This is a genomic window from Pseudoflavonifractor intestinihominis (assembly GCF_040096055.1).
Classification (GTDB): Bacteria; Bacillota; Clostridia; order Oscillospirales; family Oscillospiraceae; genus Pseudoflavonifractor; species Pseudoflavonifractor intestinihominis.
Genome location: NZ_JBBMFK010000023.1, coordinates 53498 through 63686, shown reverse-complemented (window position 1 = coordinate 63686; position 10189 = coordinate 53498). Strand labels below are relative to the sequence as shown.

The following is a 10189-nucleotide window of genomic DNA, read 5'->3' as shown; positions in this document are numbered from 1 at the left end:
GCCGGTTTTTGTGTAGCAGCGGCTTCCGCTTCCAGTACCCGCGCCATTTTGTCGGCGGCGGTGGTGGTAGTGTCTTTTTTGAAATAGCCGGACACGACAAGGACGGAATTGCCCATGCGGATTTCCGTCACGCAGTCGGGGCGGCGGGCGGTGCGGGTGTCGTGCTGCTTGTTATCTGCCATAGGCAATACTCCTTTCACTCGTTCATCAGTTCTTTCAAAAGCCCCAGCTTGTCCTGCGCGGCCTTTTTGCGGAAATTGCCGCCGGTACAGCACACCGGGGGACACATTTCCAGCACCCGGTCATAAATCCGGGAATGGGCGGTGTCTTTTGGGTGCTGCAACTCTGAAAGCGTGAGGTTGGTCGTGACGATCAGCGGCTTGCGGCTGCGGTAACGGCTGTCAATCACATTGAAAACCTGTTCCAGCCCGTATTCTGTCCCGCGCTCCATGCCGAAGTCGTCAAGGATAAGCAGCGGATAGCGGCAAAGGCGGGAAATATATTCATTCCTGCCCTCAAAGCTGGCGGCAAGGTCATTGAGGATAAGGGCAAAATTCGTCATATAGACGGGGATTTCTTTCTCCATGAGGGCGTTTGCGATACAGCCCGCAAGGTAACTCTTGCCGGTGCCGACGCTCCCCCAGAACAGGCAGCCCACATTCCCGGCGTATGCCCGTTCCCAGTTCTTCACATAGTTGCGCGCCCGGATTGCCTGCGGGTTCTGGCCGTTGTCGTTCTCAAAAGTCCAGTCCCGCATGGCGGGGTCGGTAAAGCCCCGGCGTTTCAAGTCCTCTACGGTGTCAAGGTGCTTTTGTCGTTTCTCGGCGGCTTCCCGTTCCTCACGGGCGGCTCTCTGGCAGTCGCACTCTGCCGGGTGGCGGTCACGGCCAAAGACAGCGGCCTTGTCCGGCGCAAAATAGGCTTCTTTCGGCTTATGGCACTTGCCGCAGTACAGTAAACCGTCCTCGCCGGTGTAGTCCTCCGGCTCCGGGGTGGTGGCGGTCAATCTGTCAATCATTTCTGAAAATGTGGTGTTCATAGGCTCTCTCCCTCCTTGAATGAGTAATCGGGGACGCCCTGTTTTGCGGCTCCCTTTCTGTCCCGGTCTGCCCACATACGGACAGCGGCGGCATAGTTGCGGTAATCTTTCCCGGTGGCGGCGATATACTGGCTCAATTCCTCAATGAACCGTTCCAGCCTGTCGGGGTAGTCCTCTTTCAGTTCTGCGTATTCTGTTTCTGACAGGAAAATATTCTGGTATCTGCCAAAAGCTGCGGGCGGCTCCCCACTCGCTCCCATTGTTTGGTTCTCTGTAAGGTTGTTTATAGTAGTTTGGTTAGGGGACGGTTTTCCGACCATCATAAGGTCGGTTTTCTGACCATCAGTAGGTCGGTTTTCCGGCTCTGTGAGGGTCGGTTTTCCGGCCATCAGTTGGTCGGAAAACTGTACCTGTGGCACACGTGGCACTTTCACATATAGCCGGTTCGGTGCGGAGAAGCCGCCCCGTTCCCGTTCCAAAAGCCCCGCCATGTCCAGTTCGTTAAGCGCCCCCTTTATGGTGGTGCTGCCTTTATCCAGTATTTCGGCTATCTCCGCGATGGGATAGATAATATAAATCCTGCCCTTGTCGTCCTGCCACTTGTTTTTCTGTGAGAGGGTTGAGCGGTCTAACAGAAGCGAATACAGCAGCTTGGCGGTCTGGGAAATCTCCATTTTCAGCAGGAAACGGGGATAAGGCAGAAAGAGAGGCAGCGGCGTGTCTGCCATGATATAATCAGCGATAGTATCACCTCCCTGTGTTCGGGTTGATTTTGGCAGTTTGTCACGCATTAGGACGGCGTTTCCGGTGGAAAAGGATAAATGTATCGCGCACCCTTTGACACCCACGAAAAAAGCCTTGATTTATGCGGGTTTGAAAGGCTCTAAAGCGTGACATTTATGCCTTTGTTTCCGCTTTCGCTCGGCGGCTTTGATTTTCTTCATGCGTCCGGCGCAGTCCGGGCAGTATTTTCCCCGGTTTGACTTGGGGACAAAGGCCGCGCCGCAGACGGCACATCGTTTCCGGCTCCCCCGATACAAGAGGGCGGCGGCCAGTTCCTCGTCAAGGGGCAGGACAGCCACACGGAACCACCGGCACATGAGAGAAAGGGAAATGCTCTGGACACACACGCAAGGCTCCCCGTCATCTAACAGCAGGCAGTTCCCCCCGTCGTAGTTACAGCACTCATGCACCAGCCGCCGCGCCCGCCGGTGCTGGCGGTAGTCCATGCGGGGCAGCTTATCGCTCATGGCTCTGCTCCTTTCTGCGGTGCGGCTCGCTCCGGCGCAAAATCTGGTCGATGTTCCGCTTGACGGTCTGCAACTCCGTGTACCGCTGCTTCTGTTCGTGGTAGGTGTTATACAGGCTGGATTTCTTGGAAACAAGCTGCTCGATCTCGTCCTGCAACGCTTTCCGGGCGGGCAGCTTGGTAATGCCATGCTCCCGGAAATACCGGGCGGCTGCGTCGGCTATGATAAAATCGCTCTCATGTGCCTGCCGGTATGCGGCGCGGGCTTTCTCGGATTTCTGCGCTTTCAGCCCGTCGCGGGCGGGCTTGGTCTTGGCGTAGGCAAGTACCTGCCGCTGCAACTCCTTTTTCCCTTGCAGCTTCGTTTCCAGTGCTTTCAGCTTGCCGCTGGTCTGGCGCATTTCCTGATAGGCGGTATCAACGGCGGCTTCCAACTGCTCCGGGGAAGTGAAGCCGTATTCCTGATACACATTCAGCGTCGCGGCCATTTGTTTGAGGTTGTGCATGGTCGCCCAGCGTTCATAGCCCCGGCCTTTGCCCTCGGCTTTCTTCTGCTCAATGTCCACAAGCCGCTGCACACCGTCCTGTTTCGGGGCGGTTTGAGGGGCTTTTGTGGGCTGTATGCCGGTTTTCCCACGCCGGGGGTATTCGAGTATGGCCGCGGCCTTTTCTGTGGCTCTGGCGGCGTTCTGCTCCAAAACGGCAAGGACAGCGGCGCGGTCAAAATCGTCACCCAGCTTCCGGGCGGTAATGGGCTTTGTCCTGTCCGGCGTAAGGTAGGAAAGCCGCCCCCGGCTCTCCTTGACGGCCACGCCCTCCCGCAGCAGCAGAGAGGAAAAGTCCTCGAATGAGGCCGCTGTAGACAGCGCGGCGCGTATGGTCTGCCGCAGCTTCTCCTTGTTCGTTTCAAACTTGGTCTGCCGGGGCGTGATACCGCCTGCAATCATGGGGGCGTTCTGCCTGTCCAGTGCGGCCTGTCCCTTTTTCTGCGCCCAATACTCCCGGTCTGTGACGCGGTTCTTGCTGCCGTTCAAGAGGTCGATTTGGTAAAGCCCCTCCCGGTGGCACATCTCCATGACTTCGGACTTGAAGTAGCGCAAGGCCGCGTCGGTACAGCGGTGCTTGCAACCGGCTTTCGTGTCGGCTGGCCTGTCCATGTAGGGCAGGAACGGCACTTCCTCAATCCGCAGGCTGTTAATGACGATATGCACATGGATATTTCCGCTGTGGTTATGCCCGTCCGGGTGGGTGCATACAAGGGCTTGGTGGCCGGGGAAATGCTCGGCGCAAAACTTCTCGCCCAACTCCTGCGCCCGGTCTACGGTCAAGCCGTTGTCCGGGCCGTCCCGTGGGTCAAAGCTGATGATATAGTGGTGGCTTTTCACATCTTCCCGCCGCTGGTTCTTCTCATAGCGGAGATTTGCCCGCATACAGGCAACGGCAAAATCCTCCCCGCCGCAGTTCAGCGTGGACAGCCGGTAGTCCTCGCGGGGGATAAGCCTGCCGGTTTCATCAAGGACAGGCTTCATGGTAAACTCGTCATGCTCAAACAGCAGGTATTGTTCGGCGGCTCCGTAGTCGGCGTTTTTAGAGTTGATATGCTTGAGTGTTGCCAACTGCGTCACCTACTTTCTTGAGGACTTCATACTTGAGGGCGGCAAGGTCGGCTATGGCGGCGCGTACCTCGCCGGACAGCGCGTTATAGGGTACGCCGTACTCGTTCAGATACCGGGCAATCTGGTTGAGGTTGCCGCCAATCTTGCCATACTCGGCGGCCAGCTTTCCAACAGCGGAGAGCAGTTCATCATTGACCGCCGACACATGGATTACGGGGCGTATAGTCGCCCGCCGTATCGCCTGCCGGAGAAATTCGGACTGGCTGATACCATAGGGCGCAAGCCGCGCTGTGAAGTCGGCGTATTCTTCTTCGGACAGCCGGGTTTTCACAACGCGGCTGCGGTGGGGTGTGTTGTATCGCTTCGGCATAGGCTGTAAACCTCCTTTCACTTATCACAAAAAATAGGCTGGTCTGTTAGGTATTTCCGGGGCAGTTCTCGCAAAAAAATGGCCTGCCGGACGGAAATATTTTTGCGGCGCAAGCCGCCATAGCAGGGTTTGGGGAAGGCACTCCCCAACAAGTTTCCCGCGAGGGGCAAAACCGCAGAATTGCGGATTTTGGCACCGTGGTAGAAACTTGCTCTGTAACTGCCGCAGACTGCCCCAGTCTGGTTTTTTCGTACATAGAACGGACAGAACAGGACTTGCGGCCCGCTGTGGGCGGTCTTTTTTCCTTTCCGCTAAAGATACATTTCAAAAGCCGCCAGCTACCCGCTGGATGGAAATTTTCTCAAAATTTCTTTTGCTTCTGTAATGCGGGCAACAGGATTTTGGCAACCGGCGGGGCAGAGAATTTTTCCTTTCACTCCCCACACCATCGCGTTTTGAAATTCGCCAAACGAAACGGGAAATTTTCTCTTTGCTTCTTACTACGGGCAAAAATCAAAAATGCCAAACGCCGGAGCAGAAAAATTACCCTCTCACTTACTACTACAATCTGACCAGGGCAAAATGGCCGGGAGCGGAGCCGGGCAACAAAAAAGCAGCAAATCTTTTTCAGACTTACTGCTTTCGCTGGCCGCCGATGGACGGCTGGATATTCAGTTTTAAGGCTTATCGGTCAAAGCGAAACTTGAACAGCGCGGCAATTAGCTTCTGCTTCACATATTCCTCAACCTCGGCGTTGACTTGCCCGTGTACTTTGGAACAGTAGCGGATATATCCGGCGTAATGGGAAAGAACGGTGTCGATTGCGTCCGGGTCGCCCTCATGGGCTTTGACGATTGTTTCATAGGGGAGAAGTTTACTCATGGCGTTTTCCCTCCATAAGCTGCCGCAGCAGCTTCAAGGCAAGCTGGATATGCCGCCCCGCTGTGCTGCGCGTCCGGCCGATATGTACGCCGATCACCCGCTGCGGCTGGCGCAGGAAGTAGTAACGGAAAATTTCTTCCTGTGCCTGCTCCGGCAAAAGGGCAAGGGCGGCGGCAAGTTCCGCATGGTACAGAACGGCGGTCTGGCCGCAGGCGGTAAAAAGATATTCTTCAAGCTGTTCTGGCTCGACAAGCTGGACAAACTTCTCATTCATCAGATAGTCAAGGGAAACTTCCCGTTCCCACCTCCGGCGCAGCTTCAAAATTATATCTATGGCGGCGTGACGAATGACAACCTTGCAAAAGGAGTTAAAGGTGTACTGGATATGCACTTTGTAGGCTTCATTTTCGGTCATGGAAATTCCCCCTCTCATAATAGTGCGGGGCGGCAGCACTCCTTGCTGTCGCCCCTTGATTGCCTGTCTGCAAAGGCGGGCGGGGCTGTCAACGGCGGCGCATATGCGCCGTTCATCTTGACCGTTGACTGGCTCGGCTGGCTTTGCTATTTATAAAATTGTTCAACAAAATCCGTATCCTTTAGTTTGTCTTGTACATCGTTGCTCCACTTCTCCTGTTCAAGCAGATTTGACAAGGGAGCGCCGAATATATCTTCAATTTGCGTTCGTTCAAAGGAATAGCTATCACCGGAAAAGTTATAGGTTATTCCCGACAAATTATCAATCGCCGCCATAGCCGCAACGGTATTATAGATTAAATCTCTTTGTACCTTATCCTCTCCGATGTTCCAAACAGTATCAAGATAGTTCACTGTTAAAGTACAGTCATCAGAATTGATTTCAAACTGCCTTGGAATATTGTTTAATGGTAAATTTCCAAATAAGTCTCTAACATTGTTCGCGTCCCCCAAATATGCAGTTTTATAATCTTCAATCGCAGAAATGTCATGTGTTAAAGCGTCCGTCTGATTTTGGGCGTAAGCTTCTTGTCTTGCTTGATTGGCGGGAATAATCCAAAACTGGATTACGCAGAACAAAACAACTGCAACAGCGAGAAGTCCGATAATAATTTTACTTTTCTTATTCATCTTCATGCCCCTTTCTGCATTTCAGCAGTATTTTTGAAAAACTGCTGATTGTAATAGGAATGATAATGGTCAATAGCGGCAGATAAAACCGTACTGCAATATTTGCCATTTGATATGGGCCTGTAATATTCAGAGGTCTGCCAAACCAAATATCACTTCCAAATGTCAACGCTGCCATCGTTCCGACAGCTACAAGAAAAAATACACTCCAAATAGTCCATGCGACTTTTCTTCTGTGTTCACTCGCTGAAAGCGATAGAAAAGCAATGACTTTTTCTTTTTTATCTTTGCTCAGAATGTAAGCGCAGCCAGAAATGATAACACATAAAAGCCCGATATAACTGGTTAGCGCATAATGGGTAAAGAGAAGCGGCAAGGAAAAAATCCAAAAAATAATACAGTTGAGCAATAGTGTTTGCATACATTCCAAATGATATTTGCCAACATCGGTAAGCTGATTTCCGTCTATCAGATAATCAATCGCTGACAAACTTTCCTTTGCTTTCTCGGTTGCCTTTTCTGCACTCAATCCCTGTGCAATCAAATCGTCCCGCTTTGCAATCATATTGCTCAATATTTCTTCCTTTAGGTCTTTTACCTCCGGCGTTAAACGCTGGTGCCGGAATAAGCCGTCAACATATTTTTGTAAATCTATCATTCGTCCTTACCTCCTTGCAGAAGCATAGTAATAATTTTTTTTGCATGCAGCCATTCCGAAAGTGCTTTTTCATAGGCGGCGTTACCGCTGTCCGTAATATGATAATACTTTCGCCGCCCGCCTTGCGATTGGTCGCCCCAATAGCTAACAATATGGCCTTGTTTCTCAAGACGCTTTAGGCTTGTATATAAAGACGGCTCTTTCAATTCATATTCATTGTTGCTGTTCATGGATACAGCTTTCATAATCTCGTAGCCGTAATTGTCGCCATCTCTTAATATTTTAAGAATTATGGTATCTATATGCCCACGGATTAAATCGCTGTTGATGTTCTGCTCCGGCATTTGCTTCACCTCCATGCACATTATATCCGACATTACTATGTGTGTCAATGTACTATTTCACAAATTGCTTATGTAATCTTGTTTCTATCCCTGCGTTATACGAAATAGTAGGGCGGTTGTCTGTAATATTATAGTGCTACTTTACCGTACATGAGCATTTGCACCAGGGTTGTCGTTTCCGTAACCTTCCAGCAGGTTGATAACGCCCCATACGCCAAGACCAGCACCAAGGGCAATCACGAGGGTCTGCAACACATTGATCGCTTCATTGAAAAATTCCATAAATCATTGTTAGCCGGAATCGTTTTGATAAAGTTTCAGTCGTTCATAGGCATACAAAAGCCGGACAATCCGCCGCCCGGTTTCCGGGGGGTGATTCCGGCTGTCCTCCTTTTTTCATTGTTTTTTGGTGATTGTCCGCCTTGTACGCCAATGGCCCCAAAAGGGCAGTTGCGGCGAATAGATAAGACCACTCCTTTCATAGCGGAACAGATTTAAGCGCCCTGAGTATCTACTTCGTACACGTCGCAGACCTCATTGGGCTTGAGTTTCAGCCGGGTGGACAGGAACGCTTCAATGTCAAAAGTGTTCTTGTCGCTTGCGTCGGCTGTGTATTTGAAATTGGGGTGCTTGGTGATGTCGTACTTATCCGAAAGGAAAGGACGCACACCGCGCAGCTGGAGGATGCACTTGCCGCCGTCCATAACGGCAAGTTCGTCCTGGCTCATCAGCTCTTTCCCCAATTTTTGATAGTTGAACGAGTGGGAAGTTTCCCGCCCACGGCTCTCTCCGGTGTTGTAGGTGTCAATGGTTTCCTTGCCCAGCACGGCGGCCAACTCCTTGAGGGTAGTCGGCTCCTTGCCGCCCAGGAAAATGGAGGTATCCATATTGCCGATGATGGTATCGGCGTTGTCCTTGTAGATGGCTTTCAGCTGGCTTTGCGCCTGCAAGACCAGACAGGCGGAGATCTCACGGCTTCGGATGGTGGCCACCAGCTTTTCCAGTTTGGGAATCTGGCCGATGTTGGCGCACTCGTCGATAAGGCAGCGCACATGGACCGGCAGCCGCCCGCCGTACACATCGTCGGCTTTTTCGCAGAGCAGATTGAACAGCTGGGTGTAGCACATAGAAATCAGAAAGTTAAAGGAATCGTCCGTATCGCTCATAATGAGGAACAGGGCAGTTTTCCGATCTCCCAGAGTGTCCAGCTCCAGCTCATCGTAGGAAGTGACCTCCCGAAGCTCGGCAATATCGAACACGGCAAGGCGCGCACCGCAGGAAATCAGGATTGATTTTGCAGTTTTGCCAGCCGCCAGCTTGTATTTTTTATATTGGCGGACGGCAAAATGATTGGGCTTTTCCGCTTCCAGTGCGTCAAACATCAGGTCCACCGGATTCTTGAACTCCTCGTCGTCCTCCCGGACTTCCATCGCGTTGATGAACTCGATGAGAGTGGCAAAGTTTTGTTCTTCCACCGGGGCCTCGTAGTGGATATATCCGATGAGGGCGCAGTACAAAAGCGTTTCTGCCTTGACCCAGAAATCGTCCCCGGCTTTGCCTTCTCCCTTGGTGTTCGCTATTAAAGTCGTGACCAGCTTCAAAATATCTTTTTCGCTGTGCAGATAGGCAAAAGGATTATAGTGCATGGACTTCTTGAAGTTGATGGTATTGAGAACCTTAATTCGATACGGCTCATAGACCACTTTGCCGTTTTTGTCCTTTACGGTCTCATAAACCGGATTGCCATGCCGGTCCCTTATTGGCTGATGGTCCTTGCCCAGCTTGGGACGCATTTTCGGCGTACCGCGCTGGAGCATCTTGCCGCACTCCACCAAAATCGTACCTTTGGGGTCTGTCACCACATAGGAGCTGTGCATCTGCATCAGGTTGGGTTTCAGCCAAAACCGTGTTTTACCGGAACCGGAGCCGCCGATCACCAGCACATTTTTATTTCGCGCCGTCTTGGGGTCCTTGGGGCGGCTGTTCATGGTCAGGCTCTCGGTTTTCGTCAGAATCACATTGTTCTGGAAAACCGGGTCCACATAAGGGGCGATGTCCTCGTGTGTTCCCCAGCGGGCGGAACCATACTCCATGCCGTGGCGGTATTTCTTCGCATTTTTGCTTTTCAGATATACCGCCAGCCGCAGACCACCACCGCAGCAGATTCCCACCAACAGGTCCAACGGGTGCAGGCTGGGCCACCAGCTTGCCAGCGCCACCGGCAAGACAGAAATCAGGGAGAGCGCCTTTTGAGAAGCGTCCGCGCCCTGCGCCATCCGCCATGCTTCCCCGAAGTTGGTGGCAAACAAGCCCATCAGGATATAGGGCAGGTTCAAAATCAGGAGCTTTTTGATGTCAAGCTGCTTTTTCATCGTTCCAGCTCCTTTCGCCTGGTGCGGTCCACCACGGCATTTTTGACCAGCTCTTTGAACTGATTCAGCTTTGCCAGCACAGACGGACGTTCTGTTTTCTCTGCTTTTTTCACTTTTTTGCCGGTGTACTCGGTAAAAGCGGCGGTCAGCGCATCCGCATCCCGTGCCTTGAAAAAGATCAGGTACTTGGGCGGGGAGGTACTGCGGTCTTTTTTTACCGCATAATCCACACCGTATTTCCGGGCAATCTTTTCAAATTCCTTGATGGAAGGATCGGTGATTTCGATATTGGAAACGCCTTGGTTCTGACCAATGAGCTGCTTGACCGTCTGCTTACCCTGGGGCTTCACAGGCGCGTCCCGGCTTCTCTGCTTTTGCAGCTTCTTTTCCTTGCAGTGGGCAAGGTATTTACAAATGGCGGCCTTAAACAGCCGCCCGGTGAACTTTGTGCCGTTGACTACCAGCGTCAAAGTCCTGTTTTCCACTTCTTCCTGCATGGGGTAACGCCTCCTTCCTGTGAAAATTTGCAGGGGTGGTGCATTTTACTAAGGCGGG

General features: G+C 52.2%; 13 protein-coding genes and 1 pseudogene. 1 reads left to right on the top strand and 13 read right to left on the bottom strand.

The genetic code is table 11. The features are described 5' to 3' along the window. From WMO64_RS12990 to WMO64_RS12960, 7 genes are all read right to left on the bottom strand, one after another. The coding region (locus tag WMO64_RS12990; RefSeq protein WP_349232233.1) for a transposon-encoded TnpW family protein at positions 1-182 on the bottom strand (182 nt) is incomplete at its 3' end. A gap of 14 nt (positions 183-196) precedes the next feature. Next, positions 197-1039, bottom strand: a complete 843-nt coding sequence (locus WMO64_RS12985) for an ATP-binding protein (RefSeq protein WP_005875988.1) — start codon at positions 1037-1039, stop codon at positions 197-199. Then, complete coding sequence (locus WMO64_RS12980) at positions 1036-1887, bottom strand: replication initiator protein A (protein ID WP_020995295.1); 852 nt, start codon at positions 1885-1887, stop codon at positions 1036-1038. The genes WMO64_RS12985 and WMO64_RS12980 overlap by 4 nt, the downstream gene beginning before the upstream one ends. A 15-nt stretch (positions 1888-1902) precedes the next feature. After that, positions 1903-2289: a cysteine-rich VLP domain-containing protein gene (locus tag WMO64_RS12975; RefSeq protein WP_005875990.1), complete on the bottom strand. Its 387-nt coding sequence runs from the start codon at positions 2287-2289 to the stop codon at positions 1903-1905. After that, positions 2279-3904: a relaxase/mobilization nuclease domain-containing protein gene (locus tag WMO64_RS12970; protein ID WP_119189889.1), complete on the bottom strand. Its 1626-nt coding sequence runs from the start codon at positions 3902-3904 to the stop codon at positions 2279-2281. The genes WMO64_RS12975 and WMO64_RS12970 overlap by 11 nt, the downstream gene beginning before the upstream one ends. Next, on the bottom strand, positions 3876-4274 hold the full coding sequence (locus WMO64_RS12965) for a plasmid mobilization protein (RefSeq protein ID WP_033121634.1): 399 nt from the start codon (positions 4272-4274) through the stop codon (positions 3876-3878). The genes WMO64_RS12970 and WMO64_RS12965 overlap by 29 nt, the downstream gene beginning before the upstream one ends. Positions 4275-4958: 684 nt before the next feature. Further along, positions 4959-5156, bottom strand: a complete 198-nt coding sequence (locus WMO64_RS12960; RefSeq protein ID WP_204909269.1) for a helix-turn-helix domain-containing protein — start codon at positions 5154-5156, stop codon at positions 4959-4961. Here WMO64_RS12960 and WMO64_RS17155 point away from each other — a divergent pair. Further along, on the top strand, positions 5155-5727 hold the full coding sequence (locus WMO64_RS17155; RefSeq protein WP_435412072.1) for a hypothetical protein: 573 nt from the start codon (positions 5155-5157) through the stop codon (positions 5725-5727). The two genes, WMO64_RS12960 and WMO64_RS17155, sit on opposite strands and share 2 nt — an antisense overlap. Here WMO64_RS17155 and WMO64_RS12950 read toward each other — a convergent pair. The 6 genes and pseudogenes from WMO64_RS12950 to WMO64_RS12925 all read right to left on the bottom strand — a co-directional run bounded on the left by WMO64_RS12950 (position 5718) and on the right by WMO64_RS12925 (position 10131). Next, a complete protein-coding gene (locus tag WMO64_RS12950; protein ID WP_204909268.1) occupies positions 5718-6260 on the bottom strand; it encodes a DUF4825 domain-containing protein in 543 nt (180 codons plus the stop codon). The genes WMO64_RS17155 and WMO64_RS12950 overlap by 10 nt on opposite strands. Beyond that, a complete protein-coding gene (locus WMO64_RS12945) occupies positions 6253-6918 on the bottom strand; it encodes a permease prefix domain 1-containing protein (RefSeq protein ID WP_178280085.1) in 666 nt (221 codons plus the stop codon). Before WMO64_RS12945 ends, WMO64_RS12950 begins: the two co-directional genes overlap by 8 nt. Beyond that, on the bottom strand, positions 6915-7262 hold the full coding sequence (locus tag WMO64_RS12940; protein ID WP_087308777.1) for a PadR family transcriptional regulator: 348 nt from the start codon (positions 7260-7262) through the stop codon (positions 6915-6917). Before WMO64_RS12940 ends, WMO64_RS12945 begins: the two co-directional genes overlap by 4 nt. A 153-nt stretch (positions 7263-7415) precedes the next feature. Next, positions 7416-7544, bottom strand: a pseudogene (locus tag WMO64_RS12935) (Maff2 family mobile element protein); the annotation flags it as partial. Positions 7545-7756: 212 nt separating this feature from the next. After that, positions 7757-9634 (bottom strand): VirD4-like conjugal transfer protein, CD1115 family, encoded by a 1878-nt coding sequence (locus WMO64_RS12930; protein WP_002586534.1) that lies wholly within the window; start codon positions 9632-9634, stop codon positions 7757-7759. Then, positions 9631-10131: a PcfB family protein gene (locus WMO64_RS12925; RefSeq protein WP_002586533.1), complete on the bottom strand. Its 501-nt coding sequence runs from the start codon at positions 10129-10131 to the stop codon at positions 9631-9633. The genes WMO64_RS12930 and WMO64_RS12925 overlap by 4 nt, the downstream gene beginning before the upstream one ends. Positions 10132-10189: the final 58 nt, after the last annotated feature.

Bases quoted from the DNA above. Each gene is read 5' to 3' on its own strand.
- WMO64_RS12965 (WP_033121634.1), bottom strand. From the start codon at position 4,274: ATGCCGAAGCGATACAACACACCCCACCGCAGCCGCGTTGTGAAAACC.
- WMO64_RS12930 (WP_002586534.1), bottom strand. From the start codon at position 9,634: ATGAAAAAGCAGCTTGACATCAAAAAGCTCCTGATTTTGAACCTGCCC.
- WMO64_RS12940 (WP_087308777.1), bottom strand. From the start codon at position 7,262: ATGCCGGAGCAGAACATCAACAGCGATTTAATCCGTGGGCATATAGAT.
- WMO64_RS12960 (WP_204909269.1), bottom strand. From the start codon at position 5,156: ATGAGTAAACTTCTCCCCTATGAAACAATCGTCAAAGCCCATGAGGGC.
- WMO64_RS12985 (WP_005875988.1), bottom strand. From the start codon at position 1,039: ATGAACACCACATTTTCAGAAATGATTGACAGATTGACCGCCACCACC.
- WMO64_RS12925 (WP_002586533.1), bottom strand. From the start codon at position 10,131: ATGCAGGAAGAAGTGGAAAACAGGACTTTGACGCTGGTAGTCAACGGC.
- WMO64_RS12975 (WP_005875990.1), bottom strand. From the start codon at position 2,289: ATGAGCGATAAGCTGCCCCGCATGGACTACCGCCAGCACCGGCGGGCG.
- WMO64_RS17155 (WP_435412072.1), top strand. From the start codon at position 5,155: ATGGCGTTTTCCCTCCATAAGCTGCCGCAGCAGCTTCAAGGCAAGCTG.
- WMO64_RS12950 (WP_204909268.1), bottom strand. From the start codon at position 6,260: ATGAATAAGAAAAGTAAAATTATTATCGGACTTCTCGCTGTTGCAGTT.
- WMO64_RS12945 (WP_178280085.1), bottom strand. From the start codon at position 6,918: ATGATAGATTTACAAAAATATGTTGACGGCTTATTCCGGCACCAGCGT.